This window comes from Cnuibacter sp. UC19_7, assembly GCF_042699995.1.
Lineage (GTDB): Bacteria > Actinomycetota > Actinomycetes > Actinomycetales > Microbacteriaceae > Cnuibacter.
Genome location: NZ_CP170560.1, coordinates 1,469,715 through 1,489,695 on the forward strand (window position 1 = coordinate 1,469,715; position 19,981 = coordinate 1,489,695).

Below are 19,981 nucleotides of genomic sequence, written 5' to 3' on the forward strand. Positions count from 1 at the left end.
CCTCCCGCACGCCGAGCCCACCACGAGTGTCACATCCAGAGGCATCCGTGGTCGGTCAGCTGCACTCCCGTCCGCGCCCGCCAGGAGCCGCCCCAACCCGACGGCGATACGGATGCGGATCTGACACTCGTCGCGACGTCTCGCACGCCGCGGTCACCGCAAGTGCCACATCCACGCGCATCCGACCCGACGCCGGCCAGGAAGGCGCAGACCACCCGAGCCGGCCCTCCCCGCCCAGCACGCCCACGGATGCGCGGAGGTGACACTCCTCGCGACCTCCCTCGCGCCCGGGCCACCACGAGTGCCAGATCCACGCGCTTCGGAGCGCGTCAGGCGGGCGGGAGGCGGAGGCGGGGAAGCGGGCAGCCGCGGCGGCGCAGGTGGAGGGCCAGCTGCTCGAGGATGACGCGCGGGCTCGGGATGAGGTCGGCCGCGGTGACGCGGAGGGCGACCCAGCCGAGGGACTCGAGCTCGCGGTAGCGGGCGATGTCGCGGAACCACTGACGGCGGTCGGTGCGGTGGTGGTCGCCCTCGTACTCGAGCGCCACCCGGTACCCGGGATAGGAGAGGTCGGCCTTGGCGACGATGAAGCCCTCCCCCGACTGGATGTATCCGTTGACGACCGGCTCGGGGAATCCGGCGTCGACGATCGCCAGCCGCAGCGCCGTCTCGCGGGGCGAGTCGACGCCCGGTCGCGCTTCTGCCAGCGCACTGCGCAGCCGAGCCGCCTGCGGATGCGGGTGAGCCGCGATCGCGCTCGTCAGGTCGGCGACGGTGCGCGTGCGCAGCAGGTGGTCGATGACGGTCACAAGCTGCACCCGGTCGAGACCAGGCGCGACATCGCAGATGGTCCGCCCCGGCGTCGTGACCCAGACGCCCGGCGGCATCCGCATCCTCTCGATCGAGCGCGACTGGTGGCCGGTCACTCCGCGGATGCGCGGAGCGCGCACAGGTGTGGGCACCGTCACGTGGAGATCATCGACGTCGGAGTCAGCGATCGGCAGACCCCACAGGAGGGCCGCCGTGCGGTGGCTGAAGTACGCCCCCTCGGGGAGCACCGTCGACAGCGCGACGCAGCGCATCAGCAGGTCGTCGGCGAGCGCGGCCGAGACTCGGACGTCGCGGTGCGGTGCCGCGAGGTCGGAGGCGCGGAGCCGGCTGCGCGACAGCCCCGAGGTCGAGGCGCGGAACGGCCGGCCCGCCAGCCGCCGCGGGAGTGCGAGGTACCGGGTCATGAGCCCATGGTCGACGTCAGGAGGCGTCCGCGGGGCCGTGCTGAGTGCATCCGTGGAAAGGAACCGTCAACGCGCCTCGTGTGCAGGAACGGGAAAGGGCCCGGCTCCCGGAGGAGTCGAGCCCTTTCGGCGCGAGAGCGCGTGGGTCAGATCGCGTTGACGTCGAGCGGGATGCCCGGGCCGAACGTGGTCGAGACCGCGCCCTTCTGGATGTAGCGGCCCTTCGCGGCGCTCGGCTTCTGACGGAGGATCTCCTCCAGCGCGGCCTTCATGTTCTCGTCGAGCTGCTCCTGCGAGAAGCCCGCCTTGCCGACCACGAAGTGGACGTTGGCGTGCTTGTCGACGCGGAACTCGATCTTGCCGCCCTTGATGTCCTCGACCGCCTTCGCGACGTTCGGGGTGACGGTGCCGGTCTTCGGGTTGGGCATGAGACCACGGGGGCCCAGCACCTTTCCGAGACGGCCGACCTTGCCCATGAGCTCGGGGGTCGAGACGGCGGCGTCGAACGAGGTGTACCCGCCGGCGACCTTCTCGATGAGCTCGTCGCCACCGACCTCGTCGGCGCCCGCGGCGATCGCGGCCTCAGCGGCCGGGCCGGTCGCGAACACGATGACGCGCGCGGTCTTGCCGGTGCCGTGGGGCAGGATGACGGTGCCGCGCACCATCTGGTCAGCCTTGCGGGGGTCGACGCCGAGCTTCAGCGCGACCTCGACGGTGCTGTCGAACTTCTTGGAGCCGGTCTCGCGAGCGAGCTCGACGGCCTCGGTGGGCGTGTAGTACTTGCCGGCTTCGATCTTCTCGGCCGCGGCGCGGTAGGCCTTCGACTTCTGTGCCATGTCAGCCTCCTCCTTATGCCTCGACCGTGATGCCCATGGAGCGGGCAGTTCCGGCGATGATCTTCTCTGCGGCCTCGATGTCGTTCGCGTTGAGGTCGACCTGCTTCTGCTCGGCGATGGCGCGCACCTGCTCACGGGTGAGCTTCGCGACCTTCACGGTGTGCGGGGTCGACGACCCCTTCTGCACGCCCGCAGCCTTCTTGATGAGCTCGGCGGCCGGCGGGGTCTTGAGGATGAACGTGAACGAACGGTCCTCGTAGACGGTGATCTCGACCGGGATGACGTTGCCGCGCTGCGACTCGGTCGCGGCGTTGTACGCCTTGCAGAACTCCATGATGTTGACGCCGTGCTGACCCAGCGCCGGGCCGATGGGCGGGGCGGGGTTGGCGGCGCCGGCCTGGATCTGAAGCTTGATCAGACCTGTGACCTTCTTCTTCGGTGCCATGTTCTCTTCTCTCTTCGAGCCGCCCGGATGGACGGCGCTCCCGACGCAGGGCTGATCCCTGAATCGGTGTGTGGGACACGTTGCCCGAAAGGCAACCGCAACAGCTTACCAAATGGAAACGGACCCCGCACCCGAAAGTGGGGGCCCGCATCCGAAATGAGGTGGTCCGGCTGAGCCGGTGACGTACCTTGCCAAGCCGTGGCCGAGAGAAGGTGCGACCGCGTCGTGCCTTCTCACGGACGACCCGCGCCGCAGAGGCGGCGGCGCGGCAATGAGCTCAGAGCTTCGTGACCTGGTCGAAGCTCAGCTCGACGGGGGTCTCGCGCTCGAAGAGGGAGACGAGCACGGTGAGCTTGCCGCTCTCGGGCTTGATCTCGCTGATCGAACCGGGCAGACCCGCGAACGAGCCCTCCTTGATGGTGATGGTCTCGCCGATCTCGAAGTCGACCTCGGCGGGCAGCGACCGCGACACGGCCTTGCCGCCCTTCGCGGCTCCGCCCTTGGCGGCGACGGGAGCGTCGGGAACCTCGACCAGGCTCTTCAGCATGTTGAACGCCTCGTCGAACCGCAGCGGCGTCGGGTTATGGGCGTTGCCCACGAAGCCCGTGACGCCGGGCGTGTGGCGGACGACGGACCAGCTGTCCTCGTTGAGGAACATGCGCACGAGCACGTAGCCCGGGATGCGCACGCGGGTGACCAGCTTGCGCTGACCGTTCTTGATCTCGACGACGTCCTCCATGGGGACCTCGACCTGGAAGATGAAGTCCTCCATGCCCATCGAGACCTTGCGGCTCTCGATGTTCGACTTCACGCGCTTCTCGAACCCGGCGTAGGAGTGGATGACGTACCACTTGCCCGGCAGCGCACGGAGCTCCTTGCGGAACGCGTCGTAGGGGTCGACCTCCGCCTCGGCCTCGTCGGCCTCGAGGGGCTGGTTCGCCTTGTCTGCGTCGGGATCCTCGATCACGTCGAGCACGGCGGCGGCCTCATCGAAGTCGTCGATGGTGAGCGCCTCGTCGATGACGGCGTCGGCCTCGGGGTCGGCGGGCGCGTCGATCGCGTCGAGCAGCGCGTCGAGGTCGGCGGGAGCGCCGTCCTGGTCGGGCTTGGGGTCAGACACGGGATGTATTCCTTCTTCTGGGGTGTCGGCGTCCGTCGACCGGGCGGTGAGCCCGGGGCCGCTATGAACCGCTCGCGTCTCCGAAGACGAGGATTGCGAGCCATCCGAACAGCTGGTCGAGGCCGACCACGATGGCCATCACGATGACCACGAAGACCAGCACGACGAGCGAGTAGTTGATCAGCTCACGCCGGGTCGGCGTGACGACCTTCCGGAGCTCGGTGAAGACCTGCTTGATGAAGAGCACGATCCGCGCGAACGGATTGCGCCGAGCGGCGCGGTCCTTCTTCGCATTCTCGACGACGTCCTCGGAGGGCTCGTCGATCACTTTTCGTGCCACGGGATCGTACCTTTCACAAAGCCGGCGCAGGGCGGACAGGACTCGAACCTGCAACCTGCGGTTTTGGAGACCGCTGCTCTACCACTTGAGCCACCGCCCTATGGATCGCGAATCACACGGCTTCGCTACACTCACTTCGCAGAGGACGTGCCCTGTCGACGGGCATAGAAAAGCTTGGCGGATTCGACCACCGTGAGACAGTGTAGGTCACATCCCAGGACACCGCAAAGAAGGCGAGGGGGACTCACACCATGCGCGGTCACCCCTTCCGGATCGGGTTCGTCGCCACGCTCGGCGGACTGCTCGCGATAGCGCTCGGCTTCGCCTTCACGCAGCTGTCGACGGTGATGATCTGCATCCTGGCGTCGCTGTTCCTCGCGCTGGGCCTCGATCCGCTGGTCCGCTGGCTGGAGCGGAGGCGCATCCCGCGCGGCTGGGCCATCGTCATCACGTTCGTCCTCGTCATCGCCTTCGCGGTCGGGGTGTTCTTCCTGATCCTCCCCGCGGTGGTCGATCAGACGAGCCAGCTGGTGGCCAACATCCCCCAGTTCGCGCAGACCATCACGCAGCAGGAGTGGTTCACACGGATCACAGGCGGCTCGGTCGACACCAAGGCGCTCGTCTCGAACCTCGAGAGCTTCCTGTCGGACCCGAGCAACATCGCCGCCATCAGCGGCGGGGTGCTCAAGGTGGGCATCGCCATCCTGAACGGGCTCTCGGGAGGCCTGCTGGTGGTGATCCTCACGCTGTTCTTCCTCGGCTCGCTCGACCAGGTCAAGCGCAGCATGTACGTGCTCGTGCCCGCCTCGCGGCGCGAGGGGGTCGAGTCGATCTCCGAGCAGATCGTCCGCTCGATCGGCAAGTACGTGAGCGGGCAGGTGATCCTGGCCGGCACGAACGGCGTGTTCGGGTTCATCGCGATGCTCATCGCCGGGGTCCCCTACGCGGGCGCCTTGGCGGTGATGGCGTTCCTGCTCGCGCTCATCCCGCTCATCGGCACCGTGATCAGCGCGGTCATCGTCACGCTGGTGGCATTGACGGTGAGCCCGGCGGCGGCGATCGGGATCGGGATCTACTTCCTCGTGTACATGCAGGTCGAGGCGTACGTGTTCAGCCCGCGGATCATGAGCAAGGCGGTGGACGTGCCGGGCATCCTGGTCGTGATCGGCGCGCTCGTGGGCGGGACGCTCCTGGGAGTGCTCGGCGCCCTCATCGCCGTGCCCGTGGTGGCGTCGGTGCTCATCATCGTGAAGCAGGTCGTCGTCCCGAGGCAGCAGCAGCTGTGACCGACATCTCCACGCCCGCCCTCGTCGCCAGCGGCGTCGCGCTGCTCACCATCACGAACCCGATCGGCAGCCTGCCGATCTTCCTCAACCTCACCAAGGAGCTGCCCGCTCAGAGGCAGCGGCGCATCGGCATCTGGGTCGGCGTCGCGGTGTTCGCGGTGCTCGTGGTGTCGCTGTTCGCCGGGAAGTACATCCTGCAGGCGTTCGGCATCGACATCACGTCGTTCCGCATCGCGGGCAACCTGCTGGTGGCGAGCATCGGATGGGCGATGCTCACCGCGAAGCAGAACATCGTCACGACGGATGCGTCGTCCTCGCCCGTCGTCGTGCCCCTCGCTATTCCGATCATCGCCGGGCCCGGGGCGATCAGCCTCATCATCACGTTCTCGGAGTCGTACTCGAGCATCGTCGACCTGCTGATGGGGGTCGTCATGATCCTCGTGGTGTCGCTCGGGATCGCCGTGGTGCTCTACTTCTCACCCGAGGTGACGAAGGTCGTGAAGCCGACCGCGATGAGCATCGTCACCCGGGTGTTCGGGCTGCTGCTGCTCTCCATCGCGATCCAGTCGATCCTCTCCGCGCTCGGCGACGCGTTCCCCGTGCTCACGGGGACGCCCGCGGCATCCTGATCGGGGCCGCGCCCGCACCCTCGCTCGCTTCGCCGTGCGCCTCTCGTCGAGGCACAGGGTCCGCTCGCTAGGCTGGAGGCGTGACCGAGCACTCCAGGATCTCCCGCCGCATCGCCTCCATCGCCGAATCGGCGACCCTCAAGGTCGACGCGAAGGCGAAGTCGCTGCAGGCCGCCGGCCGCCCCGTGATCAGCTTCGCGGCGGGCGAGCCCGACTTCCCCACCCCTCCGCACATCGTGGAGGCCGCAGCGGAGGCCGTGCGCGATCCGCGCAACCACCGCTACACCCCCGCCGCCGGCCTGCCCGAGCTGCGGGAGGCCATCGCCGCCAAGACGCTGCGCGACTCGGGGCTCGAGGTCTCCCCCGCCCAGATCATCGTCACGAACGGCGGCAAGCAGGCGGTGTACCAGTCGTTCGCGACGTTGCTCGACCCGGGCGACGAGGTGCTCGTGCCCACCCCTTACTGGACCACGTACCCCGAGGCCATCCGCCTCGCCGGCGGTGTGCCCGTCGACGTGTTCGCCGGCGCCGACCAGGACTACCTGGTCACGGTCGAGCAGCTCGAGGCCGCCCGGACCGAGCGCACGAAGGTGCTGCTCTTCGTCTCGCCCTCGAACCCGACCGGCGCCGTCTACTCCCCCGAGCAGACCGCGGAGATCGGCGCCTGGGCCGAGGAGCACGGACTCTGGGTCATCACCGACGAGATCTACCAGAACCTGGTCTACGACGGCGTCCGCGCGGTGTCGATCGTCGAGGCCGTCCCGGCGCTCGCCGACCGCACCATCCTGGTGAACGGCGTCGCGAAGACCTACGCCATGACCGGATGGCGGGTGGGCTGGATGGTCGGCCCCGCCGACGCGATCAAAGGCGCCGCGAACCTGCAGTCGCACCTGTCGTCGAACGTGTCGAACGTGTCGCAGCGGGCGGCGATCGCCGCGCTGACCGGCTCACAGGACACGGTCGAGACCATGCGCCAGACCTACGCGCGCCGACGTGACGAGATCGTCGCCGGTCTCAACGCGATCGATGGGGTCGTCACCCCCACCCCGCAGGGCGCGTTCTACGTGTATCCGGATGTGTCGGGTCTGCTCGGCCGCACCTGGGGCGGCGTCACGCCGACGACGTCGCTCGAGCTGGCCGACCTCATCCTCGAGCAGGCGGAGGTCGCGGCGGTGCCCGGCGAGGCGTTCGGGCCGAGCGGGTTCCTGCGGTTCTCGTACGCGCTGAGCGACGAGAACCTCGCCACCGGGATCGCTCGACTGCAGACGCTGTTCGGCTGATCCGTCTCCTGAGGATCCTTCACCGAAGGGTCTCTCTCGCGTAGTATTCCGCTATGCGAGGAAGACTCAGTTCGGCGCCCCTTCGAGGCATGGCCTGCGCCGCGGTCGCGATGGTGCTGTTCTGCGGCGTGGTCGCGACGGCGTTCAGCGCGGGTGCATCGGCGCCCGCGTCCGCCGCCGTGCCGCCGGTGAGCGACGGCCCGGCCGACGGCACCGTGCTGCTGCGCGGGTCGGATGGGTCGGTTCCGCTGGCGCTGACCGGGAGCGGTGAGCCGGGCGAGGTGATCCACGTGAGCCTGGCGTGGGCCGACGGTGCGCTCGACGTCTGCGATGTGTTCGTCGCGCCCGACGGCGCGTGGGCGTGCGACGACCTTCCCGTGCTTCCCGATCTGATCGGCACGCTCTCGTTCTCGAGCGACAGCGGTGGTGTCTTCCGTGCCACTGCCCTCGGGGTGATCTCGGTGCCGACGATGGTGGGCGATGCCGACGATGCCGCTCGGGTGACGGTCGACGCGCTTGCCCCGTGGGTCAGCGGATCGGGCACGCCCGGGGCGACCGTGGTCGTCGAGGTGAGTGACGGCGACGGATGCTCGACCCCCGTCGACGCGTCCGGAGCGTGGGGGTGCGCACTCATGGCGGGCACCGGATCCGCGAGTCGGACGGTGCGCGCAGGGCAGAGCTGGGCGCTCGATCCCGCCATGATCGCGTGGGGGATGCCGCTGTCGGTGCTCGTAGGGGCGAGCACAGTGGTCGGGGCGCCTGACGATCCGGGGACGCCTGAGGTGCCTGGTCCCGAGGCACCGGGGCCCGGGAGCGAACCTGCGGCGGGTACCGGGGGTGGTCCCGCGGGCGGCATGGAGGGTGTGACGGGAGATGCGGGTGGCGGGGCGGCTGCCGGCGCTGACACTGCCGGCGACAGCAGCAGCGGCAGCGCGGTGTTCGCCGATGGTGCGGTGTTCGCCGGCGGTGCCGGGGATGAACCCTGGCCGACTGCCGAGACCCCCGCGCAGGCGCTTCTGGCCGCGCCTGCGGCCGACGACACCGGGTCGACCGGAGGGGACATCGCCGCGGGCACTCGCGAGACGGCGCTCGGTGCCGGCGCAGACTCGTCCGCGGCGGGGACCACGACGACGTTCGGATTCTCCCTGCGAAGCCCCGGCGCCGTGCTGGAGGCGGGCGGTCCGACGCTCGTGTTCACCGGGGCGGCCGCCCTGGGGCTGATCCTCCTGGTGATGGTGCCGGCCGGCATGCTCGAGTCGACCCTGGAGGCGAACTCCGAGCGCCTCCGCCGCAGCGCCGCGCTCCGTTGGGTGCAGAGGTTGCCCCGCCTGCCGCGGCTCCCGCAGCGGGGACTCGGCGGCACCGTCATCTCCGTGGCGCTCGTCGTGGCCGCGACGGCCGTGCTCGGAGCCTTCGTGGCTCCGGAGGCCGGAGCCGACGGCGGCTTCCTGCGCCTCGCCGGGGCCTTCGCCCTCGCCTCGCTCGTGGTGAACGGGCTGGCGCTCGCCCTGATGGCGGCGATCGCTCGCGCGAGCGGCAGCCGCCTCGAGGTGACCGCGAACGGGCACTCGGTCGTGGTCACGGCGCTGACCGTGCTGCTCTCGCGGGCGGCGCTGCTCCAGCCCGGGTTCGTGTTCGGTGTCGCGGTCGGCACGGCGGCCGCGGACGGGCGGTCGCGCACATCCGCTCGAGTAGCCGCGGCCGGTGTCGTCGGCCTCCTCGTGGCCGGGGTGGGCGCGTGGTTCGCGCACGCCGCTCTCGTCGGCGGGGTGAACGGCGGAGGGGGTTCGTTCGGCGTCGACGTGCTCGCCGCGATGACGGTGGAGGCGCTGACGGGTGCGGTGGTGGCGATGATCCCGCTGCGGTTCTTCGCGGGCGCCGACCTCTGGCGCGGGGCGCGCACGGGCTGGGGGGCGCTGGCCTCGCTGACCGCGGTCGCCGCGATGGTGGCGCTCGCGCCCCTGCCCGAGGCGTGGAACGCCGTGGGTGGCGACACCGCGCGCTGGCTCCTCGCCTTCGCCACCGTCACGGCCGTCACCGCGGGCGTCTGGTGCTGGTTCCGCTTCGTGCCCGAGCGCGCTGCCGGTGGTGCCCCGCGCCGCCGCGCGGCGCACCACCGCGCCGCGCACTGACCCCGCCACGCGACCCGCGGGTCGACTGCTCACTCCCGCCCGCATCCGGGCCGAGGTGACGACAGAAGTGAGCACTGAACGCCGCCCGCTGGGGTTGCAGCCGGGCAGCGTCGAGGAGCGCCTTCGCGCCCTCCTCCGCGCAAGATGGGGGCCAGAAGTCGCCACTCGAGGATGCACGCCGGGGACGCGGAATCGAGTGCTCGCATCCGCGCCGGAGTGGCGCCAGAAGTGAGCGCTCGGCGGGAGCGCGAGCACTCTCAGGGGGGTCAGCGGACGAGGCGGGCTATCTCGCGGGCCAAGGGCGGGCGGACGAAGTGGTCGGCGCCGCGGACCTCGTGGAGGGTGACGTGGTGCATCACGCCCAACGCCAGCACGGGCCCGGGCACGATGACCTGGTCGCGGGAGCCGTAGACGATCTCGACGGGGACGGCGACCTGGGCGACGTCGGTCATCGTCGTCTGCTGCTCGATGCAGTTCTGCATCGAGAGCGCGAACGCCTGCCAGGTGGCGTCGTCGATCTGCGGGCCCCGCACGCGGAACATGTCGCGCACGCGACCCAGGGCACCGAGAGCGCGGCCCTTGTCTTCGCGCAGGTAGCGGTAGAACGCCAGGTAGCCGCCCACCCGCATCCGCGAGACCCGCTCCTCGATGTAGCGCGCGTGCGGGTAGATGGGCGGCGACGCGAGGATGAGGTGCTCGACCGCGCGCCGATGCACGGCCGCGTAGCGCGCCGAGATGAGCGCACCCAGGCTGTGTCCGACGAGCGTGAAACGGCCCGGCAGGTGCAGTCCGGTCAGCGTGCGGTGGAGCGCAGCGACGTGCTCATCGAGGGTGAAGAGCGTCTCGGGGCGGGCCGTCGACGCGCCGAACCCGAGCACGTCGATCGCGATCACGCGGTACAGGGGCGTGAGCAGCGGGATCGCCGCCTCCCAGCTCGCCGACGACGACGCGATGCCGTGCACGAGCACCACGACCGGCCCCTCCCCCTCGTCGACCGCGACGTGCAGCCGGGGAGCAGCGTCGCGCAGGGTCCGCCCGAACATCTTCATCACCTCAGTATCGCAGAATCGAGGATCGCTCATCAGGGTGGAGACGGGGAAAATGTCCCTGTCGCGCGACGGGCCCGCGACTGAGACCATGGACGCATGGGGGAACCTGACATCGCAGTGTCCGTGCGCGGCCTGGTGAAGAGCTACGGCTCGTTCACCGCCGTCGATGGCGTCGACTTCGAGATCCACCGCGGAGAGACCTTCGCGCTCCTCGGGCCGAACGGCGCGGGGAAGAGCACGACGGTGGAGATCCTCGAGGGCTACCGCGACCGCTCCGCGGGCGAGGTGTCGGTGCTCGGCGAGGACCCGCGGCACGGCCGGCTCGAGTGGAAGGCCCGCCTCGGCATCGTCCTGCAGCAGACCGGCGAGAGCGGCAACGTCACCGTGCGCGAGCAGCTGCGCCACTTCGCCGGCTTCTACCCGAACCCCCGCGACGTCGACGAGGTGATCGCCGCCGTGGGACTCACCGAGAAGGCGAGCACCCGCGTCCGGGCCCTCTCGGGTGGCCAGCGTCGCCGGGTCGACGTCGCGCTCGGCGTGATCGGGCGGCCCGAGCTGCTGTTCCTCGACGAGCCCACCACAGGGTTCGACCCGGAGGCCCGGCGCCAATTCTGGGAGCTCATCCGCTCGCTGTCGAAGGAGGGCACCACGATCCTCCTCACCACGCACTACCTCGACGAGGCGGCACAGCTGAGCGACCGCGCCGCGGTCATCGCCCGGGGACGCGTGATCGACATGGGCCCGGTCGACAAGCTCGGCCCGCCGGATGGGCGGGTGCCGATCGTGCGGTGGCGCGACGCCTCCGGAGCACACGAGGAGCGCACGACGGAGCCCGGGACCCTCGTGGCGAGGCTCGCCGCGAGCGGCGAACCTCAGGACCTCGAGGTGATCCGCCCGTCACTCGAGGACATCTACCTCGACCTCGTCGAGAAGGCCGAGGCAGACGAGGCAGAAGAGGCCGCCGAGGGACGAGCGACCGAGGACGCCGGATCCGGACGCCCGGGCGCCCACAGACACCACGCCCGAGAGGAGACCCGCTCGTGAGCACCGTGCGCACGAACAGCGCGACTAGCGGAACAGGAGCGGGCAGAACGGGAGCAGGAGGGCCCGGCGCCCCGGCGCGCCGAGCGTCGTTCGGCCTCGGCTATGCGCTCCGCCTCGGCGCCTCTCGCATCGCCTACGAGACCCGGGTGTACTTCCGCCAGGGCGACACCATCTTCTTCACGTTCCTCTTCCCGGTCGTGCTGCTCGGGATCTTCTCGGTCGCGTTCCAGGGCATGGGGAACGTGGGCGCCGGTCCGGACGGCTCGGGCGGCATCAGCCAGGCGGCCTACTACCTGCCCGGCATGATCTCGGCGGGCATCCTGCTGAGCGGCGTGCAGAACCTCGGCGTCGACATCGCGGTGGAGCGCGGCGACGGGACGCTGAAGCGGCTCGGGGGCACGCCCCTTCCCGTGCTCTCGTACTTCATCGGGAAGATGGGGCAGGTGCTCGTCACGTCGGCGGCGCAGATCGTCATCCTGCTGCTGCTCGCCCGCTTCGCCTTCGGCGTGGATCTGCCCACCACGGCCGAGGCCTGGCTCACCTTCGCCTGGATCTACCTCCTGGGCATCGTCACCTCGGCGATCCTCGGCATCGCCATCTCGCGACTCCCCCGCTCCGGCAAGAGCGCCACCGCGGTGGTGATCCCGCCGCTGCTCGTGCTGCAGTTCATCTCGGGCGTCTACCTGGCCTTCAACAACCTGCCCGGCTGGCTGCAGACCGTGGCGAGCGTCTTCCCCCTCAAGTGGATCGCCCAGGGCATGCGCGCCGTCTTCCTGCCCGAGACCTTCGAGTCGGCCGAGGCCGGCGGCTCGTGGAACCTCGCCGGCGTGGCCATCGCGCTCGGCATCTGGCTCGTGGCAGGTCTCGTCGTCAGCCGCCTCACCTTCCGGTGGATCCGCAAGGACGGCTGACGACGAGACCGGCAACACGACGCCGAGACGTGACGCCGCGCACGCCGCGCTAGGCGTTCTCCTTGCGGAACGTCCGGGTGCCCACCCAGAGCCCGAGGGCGACGAGCACCACCGTCCACACCACACCCCAGAGCGTGGTCAGGGTGAGGAAGTCGCCCACGAACAGCTCGCGCACGGCGTCGACGATGTACTTCGTGGGGATGAAGTCGCTCACCGTCTGCAGCCACTGCGGCCCGATGGTCATCGGCAGCAGGATGCCCGACAGCAGCAGTACGGGCAGCGCGATGCTGTTGAGCAGCGGGGCCATCACGTCCTCGCTCTTCGTGGTGAGCGCCAGCGCGTTCGAGGCCGCCGCACAGGCGGCGCCGAGCAGTACCGCGAGGATGAGCCCGACGATCATGCCCGGCACCGACCCCGTGAGCCCGAAGGCGAAGGCGAGCGCGACGAGCACGACCGACTGCACCAGCAGTTGCAGCACATCGCGCAGGATGCGCCCGAGCAGCAACGCGGTGCGCGAGGCCGGCGTGACACGCTCGGCCTCGATCACCCCGGCCCGCCACTCGGAGATCAGGCTGAAGCCGGCGAACAGCGACCCGAAGATGCTGAGTTGCACCAGCAGACCGGGCACGAAGAGCGTGTAGGCGTTCTGCGTGCCGAGCGTACCCGCGATGGGCTCGAGCAGCGGGCCGAACAGCACCAGGTAGAGGATGGGCTGCATCAGCCCGATGATCACCCAGGCGGGGTTGCGCACCGCCATGCGCAGCTGACGGCGGAAGACGATGTACGTGTCTCTCCAGAACATGATCACGAGTTCTCCTCTCGGAGCGAGCGGCCGGTGAGCGAGAGGAAGACGTCGTCGAGGGTGGGCCGTTCGACCTCGATCGACTCCAGCGCGATACCGGCGGCATCGAGGGCGCGCAGCAGGCCGGGCACCTCGTGACCGGCGTTGCGCACGCGGCCGCTGACCTGCGTGCCGCCCTGGGATCGCGTCACCTGCACCACGCCGTCGGCCACGGCATCGACCAGTCCGGCGACCTCCGCTGCGCGCTCGGCGTCGGAGGGCGCCAGCACGACGAGGTCGCCCGAGACCTGGCGCTTCAGCGCATCCGGGGTGTCGCTCGCCACGATCGCACCGTGGTCGATGACGAGGATGCGGTCGCAGAGCGCGTCTGCCTCGTCGAGGTAGTGCGTGGTGAGGAACACCGTGGAGCCGCGCTCGGTGCGGAGGGCGGAGATGTGGGTCCAGAGGTTGGCCCGCGCCTGCGGGTCGAGCCCGGTCGTGGGCTCGTCGAGGAACACCAGGCGGGGGTCGTGCACGAGTCCCATCGCGATGTCGAGGCGGCGGCGCTGGCCGCCCGACATGGCGCGCGGCTGGCGATCCCAGAGCCCCTCGAGGTCGAGCTGGTCGAACAGCTCGCGGCCCCGTGCCTCGGCCTGCCGCTGGCTGATGCCGTAGAGCATGCCGTGGTCGATGACCTCCTCGCCCGCCCTCGCCTCGGGCGAGGTGGAACCGCTCTGCGAGACGTAGCCGATGCTGCGCCGCACCTCGTGCGACTGCGTCGCGACGTCGTAGCCCGCGACGGTCGCCGTGCCCGCGGTGGGCTTCAACAGCGTGGTGAGCATGCGCAGCGTGGTGGTCTTGCCCGCGCCGTTGGGGCCCAGGAAGCCGACGATCTCGCCGTCGGCGACGTCGAGGTCGACCCCCACGACGGCCTGCACGGGCGTCTTGTCCTTCCCTCGACCCGCAAAGGTGCGGGCGAGGCCTCTGGCACTGATCATCCCCGTGGATGCGGATGTCATGGCACTCCTCTCATCGCCGACATTCTGTCGGTTTCCACCGACATCCGACATCCTGTCGTGCCATCAGGTCCGTTTCGGTCCTGATGGGAGAAGCGAGGAGGAGTGAGGACCTAGAGCGAGTGCCCCACGAACAGCGGCTCCGGCTGCAGCAGCACACCGAACTCGGCGAGCACGCGGCCCTGCACGTACCGGGCCAGCTGCCCGATCTCGTCACCGCTCGCTCCGCCGCGATTCACCAGCGCGAGCGTGTGCTTCGACGAGACCGCGGCGCGCGACCCCGGGAGCGAGAAGCCGCGCCGGATCCCCGCATGCTCGATGAGCCATGCCGCGCTGAGCTTGACGTGGTACTCGGTGGGCAGGGGTGAGGCGGAACGGTCGTCGATCGACGGGATCTCCATCCCGTCGACGAGCTCGCCGAGGGGCACGACCACCGCCGGTTCCTCCGGCTCGACCTGCCACCGCGGCGCATCGCCGGGGAGCGTGCGAGCGAAGCGCTCCGACACGATCGGGTTGGTGAAGAACGAGCCGGCACTCACGGCGTCGGGATCGGCGGGATCGAGCACCATCCCCTTCGACGCGCGCAGCGCGAGCACAGCCGCACGCACCTCGGAGAGCGGCGCCCGCTCGCCGACCCGCACGCCGAGCGCCGACGCCAGCTGCGCGTACTGCACCGGTGAGGAGAGGCCGTCGCCCGCATCCGACAGCTCGAAGGTCACCGACAGCACCACACCCTCGAGACCGCGCTTGAAGACGCTCGACCGGTACGAGAGCTCGAGCTCGTCGCGCTGCATGCGGCGCACCGCGCCGGTGCCGGCGTCGAGGAAGTCGAGCGAGACGATCGACGACTCGACCTCCTGCCCGTACGCGCCGATGTTCTGGATGGGCGAGGCCCCGACCGACCCGGGGATGCCCGAGAGCGCCTCCATGCCCGCCAGACCCTGCTCGACCGTGTGCCGGACGAGGTCGTCCCACGAGTGACCCGCCTGCACCCGCAGGCGTGCGGTGCCGACCTTCGACATGACCGGCGCGATGCCGGTCGTGGCGACCCGGATGACCGTGCCGTCGAACCCGTCGTCACCCACGACGACGTTCGAGCCGCCGCCGAGCACGAACCAGTCGAGCCCGGAGTCCCAGACCTCGCTCGCGGTGTCGAGCAGCTCCTGCTCCGTCTCGGGTTCGAGGAGGAGCGGAGCCGGCCCGCCGACCCGCATCGTGGTCAGGGGGGCAAGAGGCGCATCGGCGGTCGACCGCATCAGGACGACGACGGCCCGGACGGGAGCACGACGCGCACCTGCGCCTTGCCCAGCACGGTGGCGGAGTCGAACGTCGTCGTGAGGTCGACGCGAGCGGTGCCCGCGGCCTCGTCGATCTCCTTGATCGTCGCGACGACCTCCACGGTCGCGGAGCCCTCGGCCGGCACGACCACGGGCCGCGTGAACCGCACCTGGTAGTCGCTGACCTTCGCGGGGTCGCCCAGCCAGTCGACGACGGGCTGGATGCTGACACCCATCGTGAGCATGCCCTGCGCGATCACGCCCGGCAGCCCCACACGCTCGGCGACGTCGTCGCGGTAGTGGATGTCGTTGAAGTCGCCCGAGGCGCCCGCGTAGCGGACGAGCGAGTCGCGGGTGAGCTCGTACGTCGCCTGGGCGACGACGTCGCCCACGCCGTACGGATGCACGATGATCTCGTCGGCCACGGTCACTCCCCTCGCACCACGAGCGTCGAGATCGCGGTGACGACGTGCTCGCCGTCGGCGTCGCGGATCTCGGACTCGCTGGTCACCATCGCGTTGCCGCCAAGCGTCTTGACGCTCGTCACGGCCAGCGTCGCGGTCAGCTCGTCGCCGGCCACGATGGGCCGGGTCGAGGTGAACCGCTGCTCGCCGTGCACCACGCGCTCGAAGTCGATGCCGGTGTCGTCGCTCGCCAGCAGCTGGTCGAGCGTCAGCTGCTGCAGCACCACCGCGAAGGTGAGCGGCGCGACCAGGTCGCGGTAGCCCGCATCCTGCGCGGCCGCGACGTCGTCGTGCACGGGGTTCGACGCGAATACGGCGCGAGCGAACTCCCGCACCTTCTCGCGACCGACGAGGTAGGGGCCGACCGGCTCGAAGGCGCGACCGACCAGATCGGGGTTCACTGGCACGCGTCCAGTCTACGGATGCGCGCTGCGGTACGGTCGGAGCGTGCGCCTCGGAGTCCTCGACGTCGGATCCAACACCGTCCACCTCGTCGTGGTCGACGCCCACCCGGGGGCGCGGCCCGTGCCCGCCGCCGATCACAAGTCGGTGCTGCGGCTCATGCGTTACCTGCAGCCCGACGGGGCGATCAGCGAGGAGGGCGTCGCCGCGATCGTGTCGGCGATCGCCGACGCCGTCGCGGTCGCGGAGCGCGAGGGCATCGAGGAGCTGCTGCCCATGGCGACGTCCGCCATGCGCGAGGCGACGAACGGGGAGGCGGTGCTGGCCCGCATCCAGCAGGAGACCGGCGTCGCGCTGCGCGTGCTCTCGGGCGACGACGAGGGGCGGCTGACGTTCCTGGCCATCCGCCGTTGGTTCGGCTGGTCGAGCGGCCACATCCTGCTGTTCGACATCGGCGGCGGGTCGCTCGAGATCGCCGCCGGGCGCGACGAGATCCCGGAGGTCGCGGTGTCGCTGCCGCTCGGCGCCGGGCGCACGACCGTGCAGTTCTTCCCGGCGGATCCGCCCACGCCCGAGCAGATGCTCGACCTGCGGGCCCACTCGCGGCAGGTGATGCGGGCGGATGCGCTCCCGCTGTTCGAGGGCATCGGACCCTACGATCACGTGGTGGGGTCGTCGAAGACCATCCGCTCGCTGGCGCGGCTCGCCGGATCGACCTCGGTCGGCGCGGCGGGTGAAGACCGGATGACGCTGAAGCGCTCCGAGCTGAAGGACTGGATCCCGCGGCTCGGTCAGCTCGACGCCGGGGCGCGTCAGCTGCTGCCGGGGATCACACCCGACCGGACGTTCCAGATCGTGGGCGGCGCCATCGTGCTGCACTCGGTGATGAAGCTGTACGACGTCGAGGAGCTCGAGGTGAGCCCGTGGGCCCTCCGCGAGGGCATCCTGCTGCGCTACCTCGACTCTCTGTGAGGGGCTCGCTCCGCAGCTCGCGGATCGCGTTCCGCGGGAATGGGCGGCGCGGGGCCGACGGGCGGCCGAGTCAGGACGGGGTGCGGCCGGCCCAGGGGTCGTAGTCGGCGAGCAGGGGCTCCTGCGGCGGGCGCAGCTCCTCCGGGACGTGCTGGAGGTTCACGCGCACGCGGTACCAGAGCGACGACGAGCCGCGCATCCCGTCGAGGAGGACGTCGGCCGGGTGGAGGGCGCCGTTCACGTCCGGATGGCGTGAGCGCCACTCGTCTAGCGCGGCCAGGGCCTCCGGCTTGGTCTTGGTGCGCGCCACCTCGATGAGCGGCATCGTCGAGGTGCGGCGCCCGTCGCGCGAGGTGCCGCGCGGGGGATTCTCGGCGGGACCGAGCTCGTCCGCGAGCGCCAGCAGAGCATCGAGCGACCCCACCGCCCCGTCGATGCCGGCGTGCGGGTCGCCGATGTCGGCGTACCGTTCGGCCACCGTGCGCACGGTGAAGAGCTCGGGGCGGCTCTCGCGCACCTCGTCCCACGACAGCGGGGTCGAGACGCGGGCGTCGGGCAGCGCACGGACGGAGTACGCCGACGCGACTGTGCGGTCCTTGGCGTTCTGGTTGAAGTCGACGAAGACGCTCTCCCCGCGCTCCTCCTTCCACCAGCGGGCGGTGGCGAGCCCCGGTGCGCGGTTCTCGACCTCCCGCGCCAGGGTCTCGGCGGCAAGGCGAACCGCCGCGAAGTCGCGGTCGGGTGCGACCCGGACGAGGATGTGGAGCCCGCGCGATCCGCTCGTCTTGGGCCAGCCGACGAGGCCCATGTCGTCGAGGACGTCGCGCACCACGAGGGCGACGTCGACGATCTGCGACCACTCGACGCCCGGCATCGGGTCGAGGTCGACACGGAGCTCGTCGGGATGGTCGAGGTCCTCCGCGCGCACGGGGTGGGGATTGAGGTCGAGGCAGCCGAGGTTCACGACCCAGGCGAGGCCTGCGGCGTCGCGGATGACCGCCTCCTCCGCCGACGTGCCACGCGCGTAGTGGAGGGTGGCGGTCTCGACGTAGTCCGGGTGGTTCTCGGGCACGCGCTTCTGGAAGAAGGGCTCGACGTCGATGCCCTTCGGGTAGCGCTTGAGCACCATCGGGCGGCTGCCCGCCCCTCGCAGGGCGCCGTCGGCCACGGCGAGGTAGTAGCGGACGAGGTCGAGCTTCGTCAGACCCGCATCGGGGAACACCATCTTCGTGGGGCTCGAGATGCGCACCTCGTGGCCCTCGACCTCGAGGATCTCGGCCGGCTTCGTGGAGGGCATGCCGTCACCGTAGTCCGCCTCCCGCGCGTCGGCGAGGGGCTGCGGGCGAACGCCGCGGGGGCGGGGTCGCCATGGAGGCGCCTCAGCCGCTGACGGCCCACATCGCGACGGCGGAGGCCGCGGCCACGTTGAGCGAGTCGATCCCGTGGAGCATCGGGATCTGCACCCGCACATCCGACGCCGCGAGCGCCTCGGGCGTGAGCCCCTCCCCCTCCGTGCCGAGCACCAGCGCGACCCGGGCGGGAGGGGTGTACTCCCGGAGGCTCACCGCATCCGGGGTGAGGGCGAGCGCCGCCACCTCGACACCGCGGGCGTGCAGGATGTCGGCGAGCTCGGGCCAGGCGCCCGTCCGGGTCCAGGGCACCTGAAGCACGGTGCCCATGCTCACGCGGATGGCGCGGCGGTAGAAGGGGTCGCTGCAGCGGGGCGTGACGAGCACTGCATCCGCTCCGATCGACCCCGCGGATCGGAAGATCGCGCCCACGTTGGTGGGATCGACGACGTTCTCGACCACGACGATCCGCCGGGCGTCCGTCAGGTCGAGGAGCTCGTCGACGCTCGGCAGGGCGGGGCGGTTCATCGAGGCGATGAGGCCGCGGTGGAGGATGTACCCGGTCAGCTCGGCGAGCAGCTCGGCGGGCCCGACGAACACGGGCACATCGGGGTGACCGGATGCGCGGAGCGCGTCGACCGCCTCGGTCTCGCTGGTGCCGAGGGCGAGCACGCTGCGCGGGACGTGACCCGCGGCGAGTGCCCGCTGCATGACGAGGAGCGACTCGGCGAGGTACAGCCCGTGCTCGGTGCCCTGGGCCTTCTTCAGCGCGACGTCGGTGGCGTGGGCGTAGTCCGCGAGCCGGGGATCGTCCAGGGACGAGACGGGGACGACGGGCACCCGCCCATCGTACGCACTCGATCAGATTCTTCAGTCAACCCCCGTTGACGGATCCCGCCCGATCGATACGCTGGTGAGCAACACAGACCGCGCCTCCCCCCAGGCCGCTGTGCCAGGGCCGCGGTCGTGCATTCCCCCGTGCGGACCGCGGCCCGACTCACGCCCGGCCCATCGCGGATCGCAAGCCGGCAGACCGGAGGCGCCTGGGCAAGGACGCGCGGACGAAGGCGCGTGGGCAAGGAAAAACCCCCGAGATGGCGAGATCTCGGGGGTTTCGTAGCGGGAGCGGGACTTGAACCCGCGACCCCACGATTATGAGCCGTGTGCTCTAACCAACTGAGCTATCCCGCCACGGTCGTCGCCGGCGAACCGGAGACCGGAGCCCCCTGTGGGAATCGGACCCACTACCTCTTCCTTACCAAGGAAGTGCTCTACCAATGAGCTAAGGGGGCGCACTGCACGCGTCGGATCGGCCGACCCGCCCGCAGGCACCAGTAGAGAATAGCACCTACCGCGAGCGCTCGTCGCACGCTCCCGAGCGGCGCCTCGCCGGGTCCTGCACAGCACCGACAT

General features: G+C 70.5%; 20 protein-coding genes and 3 tRNA genes. 7 read left to right on the plus strand and 16 right to left on the minus strand.

The features are described 5' to 3' along the window. Positions 1-329 precede the first annotated feature (329 nt). The 6 genes from ACFJGV_RS06870 to ACFJGV_RS06895 all read right to left on the minus strand — a co-directional run bounded on the left by ACFJGV_RS06870 (position 330) and on the right by ACFJGV_RS06895 (position 4,076). A complete protein-coding gene (locus ACFJGV_RS06870) occupies positions 330-1,235 on the minus strand; it encodes a hypothetical protein (RefSeq protein ID WP_378147850.1) in 906 nt (301 codons plus the stop codon). Positions 1,236-1,381: 146 nt separating this feature from the next. Further along, positions 1,382-2,071: a 50S ribosomal protein L1 gene (gene rplA, locus ACFJGV_RS06875; RefSeq protein ID WP_085020355.1), complete on the minus strand. Its 690-nt coding sequence runs from the start codon at positions 2,069-2,071 to the stop codon at positions 1,382-1,384. Positions 2,072-2,084: 13 nt separating this feature from the next. Then, positions 2,085-2,516: a 50S ribosomal protein L11 gene (gene rplK / locus ACFJGV_RS06880; protein WP_085020356.1), complete on the minus strand. Its 432-nt coding sequence runs from the start codon at positions 2,514-2,516 to the stop codon at positions 2,085-2,087. Positions 2,517-2,793: 277 nt separating this feature from the next. Further along, positions 2,794-3,636 carry a transcription termination/antitermination protein NusG gene (gene nusG / locus ACFJGV_RS06885; protein WP_378147853.1) on the minus strand — a complete coding sequence of 281 codons (843 nt, stop codon included), beginning with the start codon at positions 3,634-3,636 and terminating at the stop codon, positions 2,794-2,796. 61 nt (positions 3,637-3,697) lie between these two features. Then, complete coding sequence (gene secE / locus ACFJGV_RS06890; RefSeq protein WP_378147855.1) at positions 3,698-3,976, minus strand: preprotein translocase subunit SecE; 279 nt, start codon at positions 3,974-3,976, stop codon at positions 3,698-3,700. A gap of 27 nt (positions 3,977-4,003) precedes the next feature. After that, positions 4,004-4,076: transfer RNA gene (locus ACFJGV_RS06895), tRNA-Trp, on the minus strand. A gap of 151 nt (positions 4,077-4,227) precedes the next feature. Between ACFJGV_RS06895 and ACFJGV_RS06900 the strand changes: the two genes are divergently transcribed. The 4 genes from ACFJGV_RS06900 to ACFJGV_RS06915 all read left to right on the plus strand — a co-directional run bounded on the left by ACFJGV_RS06900 (position 4,228) and on the right by ACFJGV_RS06915 (position 9,303). Further along, positions 4,228-5,262 (plus strand): AI-2E family transporter, encoded by a 1,035-nt coding sequence (locus ACFJGV_RS06900; RefSeq protein WP_378147857.1) that lies wholly within the window; start codon positions 4,228-4,230, stop codon positions 5,260-5,262. Further along, positions 5,259-5,891: a MarC family protein gene (locus ACFJGV_RS06905; RefSeq protein ID WP_378147858.1), complete on the plus strand. Its 633-nt coding sequence runs from the start codon at positions 5,259-5,261 to the stop codon at positions 5,889-5,891. The genes ACFJGV_RS06900 and ACFJGV_RS06905 overlap by 4 nt, the downstream gene beginning before the upstream one ends. Before the next feature lie 80 nt (positions 5,892-5,971). Beyond that, a complete protein-coding gene (locus tag ACFJGV_RS06910) occupies positions 5,972-7,171 on the plus strand; it encodes a pyridoxal phosphate-dependent aminotransferase (RefSeq protein WP_378147859.1) in 1,200 nt (399 codons plus the stop codon). A gap of 89 nt (positions 7,172-7,260) precedes the next feature. Then, positions 7,261-9,303 (plus strand): hypothetical protein, encoded by a 2,043-nt coding sequence (locus ACFJGV_RS06915; RefSeq protein WP_378147861.1) that lies wholly within the window; start codon positions 7,261-7,263, stop codon positions 9,301-9,303. Positions 9,304-9,569: 266 nt separating this feature from the next. Here the strand turns inward: ACFJGV_RS06915 and ACFJGV_RS06920 are convergent, their stop codons facing one another. Further along, a complete protein-coding gene (locus ACFJGV_RS06920) occupies positions 9,570-10,352 on the minus strand; it encodes an alpha/beta fold hydrolase (protein WP_378147862.1) in 783 nt (260 codons plus the stop codon). A 96-nt stretch (positions 10,353-10,448) separates the two neighbouring features. Here ACFJGV_RS06920 and ACFJGV_RS06925 point away from each other — a divergent pair, with 96 nt between their 5' ends. Continuing rightward, positions 10,449-11,396: an ABC transporter ATP-binding protein gene (locus ACFJGV_RS06925; protein WP_378147864.1), complete on the plus strand. Its 948-nt coding sequence runs from the start codon at positions 10,449-10,451 to the stop codon at positions 11,394-11,396. A gap of 128 nt (positions 11,397-11,524) precedes the next feature. Next, entirely contained in the window at positions 11,525-12,307 is a 783-nt protein-coding gene (locus ACFJGV_RS06930) for an ABC transporter permease (RefSeq protein WP_378148655.1), read from the plus strand. Between the two features lie 49 nt (positions 12,308-12,356). On the opposite strand, the gene ACFJGV_RS06935 is transcribed toward ACFJGV_RS06930, so the two are convergent. The 5 genes from ACFJGV_RS06935 to ACFJGV_RS06955 all read right to left on the minus strand — a co-directional run bounded on the left by ACFJGV_RS06935 (position 12,357) and on the right by ACFJGV_RS06955 (position 16,252). Further along, on the minus strand, positions 12,357-13,109 hold the full coding sequence (locus ACFJGV_RS06935) for an ABC transporter permease (RefSeq protein WP_378147865.1): 753 nt from the start codon (positions 13,107-13,109) through the stop codon (positions 12,357-12,359). Between the two features lie 2 nt (positions 13,110-13,111). Next, on the minus strand, positions 13,112-14,107 hold the full coding sequence (locus ACFJGV_RS06940; RefSeq protein WP_378147866.1) for an ATP-binding cassette domain-containing protein: 996 nt from the start codon (positions 14,105-14,107) through the stop codon (positions 13,112-13,114). Positions 14,108-14,217: 110 nt separating this feature from the next. Continuing rightward, positions 14,218-15,360: a UDP-N-acetylmuramate dehydrogenase gene (locus ACFJGV_RS06945; RefSeq protein ID WP_378147868.1), complete on the minus strand. Its 1,143-nt coding sequence runs from the start codon at positions 15,358-15,360 to the stop codon at positions 14,218-14,220. Further along, positions 15,360-15,812, minus strand: coding sequence for a MaoC family dehydratase (locus ACFJGV_RS06950; protein ID WP_378147870.1), 453 nt, complete (start codon positions 15,810-15,812; stop codon positions 15,360-15,362). The genes ACFJGV_RS06945 and ACFJGV_RS06950 overlap by 1 nt, the downstream gene beginning before the upstream one ends. Then, on the minus strand, positions 15,809-16,252 hold the full coding sequence (locus tag ACFJGV_RS06955) for a MaoC family dehydratase N-terminal domain-containing protein (protein WP_378147871.1): 444 nt from the start codon (positions 16,250-16,252) through the stop codon (positions 15,809-15,811). The genes ACFJGV_RS06950 and ACFJGV_RS06955 overlap by 4 nt, the downstream gene beginning before the upstream one ends. Positions 16,253-16,292: 40 nt before the next feature. Here ACFJGV_RS06955 and ACFJGV_RS06960 point away from each other — a divergent pair, with 40 nt between their 5' ends. Continuing rightward, positions 16,293-17,219 (plus strand): Ppx/GppA phosphatase family protein, encoded by a 927-nt coding sequence (locus ACFJGV_RS06960; RefSeq protein ID WP_378147873.1) that lies wholly within the window; start codon positions 16,293-16,295, stop codon positions 17,217-17,219. Between the two features lie 70 nt (positions 17,220-17,289). Here the strand turns inward: ACFJGV_RS06960 and ligD are convergent, their stop codons facing one another. From ligD to ACFJGV_RS06980, 4 genes are all read right to left on the minus strand, one after another. Beyond that, the gene (gene ligD, locus ACFJGV_RS06965) at positions 17,290-18,516 is read right to left on the minus strand and encodes a non-homologous end-joining DNA ligase (protein WP_378147874.1); all 1,227 of its coding nucleotides are present in this window, start codon (positions 18,514-18,516) and stop codon (positions 17,290-17,292) included. Between the two features lie 82 nt (positions 18,517-18,598). Then, entirely contained in the window at positions 18,599-19,408 is an 810-nt protein-coding gene (locus ACFJGV_RS06970) for a TrmH family RNA methyltransferase (protein WP_378147876.1), read from the minus strand. Positions 19,409-19,685: 277 nt separating this feature from the next. Continuing rightward, positions 19,686-19,759, minus strand: a tRNA-Met gene (locus ACFJGV_RS06975). A 29-nt stretch (positions 19,760-19,788) separates the two neighbouring features. Then, positions 19,789-19,860 (minus strand) — tRNA-Thr (locus ACFJGV_RS06980). Positions 19,861-19,981: the final 121 nt, after the last annotated feature.

Excerpts from the sequence above, each read along its gene's own strand:
- ACFJGV_RS06935 (WP_378147865.1), bottom strand. The coding sequence starts at position 13,109 with ATGTTCTGGAGAGACACGTACATCGTCTTCCGCCGTCAGCTGCGCATG.
- ACFJGV_RS06870 (WP_378147850.1), bottom strand. The coding sequence starts at position 1,235 with ATGACCCGGTACCTCGCACTCCCGCGGCGGCTGGCGGGCCGGCCGTTC.
- ACFJGV_RS06900 (WP_378147857.1), top strand. The coding sequence starts at position 4,228 with ATGCGCGGTCACCCCTTCCGGATCGGGTTCGTCGCCACGCTCGGCGGA.
- ACFJGV_RS06920 (WP_378147862.1), bottom strand. The coding sequence starts at position 10,352 with ATGAAGATGTTCGGGCGGACCCTGCGCGACGCTGCTCCCCGGCTGCAC.
- rplA (WP_085020355.1), bottom strand. The coding sequence starts at position 2,071 with ATGGCACAGAAGTCGAAGGCCTACCGCGCCGCGGCCGAGAAGATCGAA.
- ACFJGV_RS06925 (WP_378147864.1), top strand. The coding sequence starts at position 10,449 with ATGGGGGAACCTGACATCGCAGTGTCCGTGCGCGGCCTGGTGAAGAGC.
- ACFJGV_RS06940 (WP_378147866.1), bottom strand. The coding sequence starts at position 14,107 with ATGACATCCGCATCCACGGGGATGATCAGTGCCAGAGGCCTCGCCCGC.
- ACFJGV_RS06915 (WP_378147861.1), top strand. The coding sequence starts at position 7,261 with ATGGCCTGCGCCGCGGTCGCGATGGTGCTGTTCTGCGGCGTGGTCGCG.
- rplK (WP_085020356.1), bottom strand. The coding sequence starts at position 2,516 with ATGGCACCGAAGAAGAAGGTCACAGGTCTGATCAAGCTTCAGATCCAG.
- ACFJGV_RS06945 (WP_378147868.1), bottom strand. The coding sequence starts at position 15,360 with ATGCGGTCGACCGCCGATGCGCCTCTTGCCCCCCTGACCACGATGCGG.
- ligD (WP_378147874.1), bottom strand. The coding sequence starts at position 18,516 with ATGCCCTCCACGAAGCCGGCCGAGATCCTCGAGGTCGAGGGCCACGAG.